The following is a 203-nucleotide window of genomic DNA, read 5'->3' as shown; positions in this document are numbered from 1 at the left end:
TTGCGAGCCATCGCCATGGAATCCACGTACCAGGGCAACTTGGAGGGATAAGCGCGACGACCTGGGCCGGACACTGGCGGATCAACCATCACCAGACGGTTCAGGCCATCGCTGTTCTTGTGAGCGGCACGCAAACCAATGCGGGCACCCATGGAGTGACCGACCACGATGTAGTCCTTCAGGCCCAGCGCCTGAGCCAGTGC

General features: G+C 61.6%; 1 protein-coding gene. It reads right to left on the bottom strand.

Annotation, left to right across the window (positions count from 1 at the left end; translation table 11 throughout):
• Positions 1-203 (bottom strand): alpha/beta fold hydrolase (locus WFM49_RS18585; RefSeq protein WP_336974870.1); only part of this gene is annotated, 203 nt, incomplete at both ends.

This window comes from Alcaligenes sp. PF14 (assembly GCF_037150615.1).
In the GTDB taxonomy this organism is placed as follows: Bacteria; Pseudomonadota; Gammaproteobacteria; order Burkholderiales; family Burkholderiaceae_B; genus Alcaligenes; species Alcaligenes phenolicus.
The sequence above is the reverse complement of the archived record's forward strand: the minus strand, read 5'-3'. Positions and strand labels throughout refer to the sequence as shown.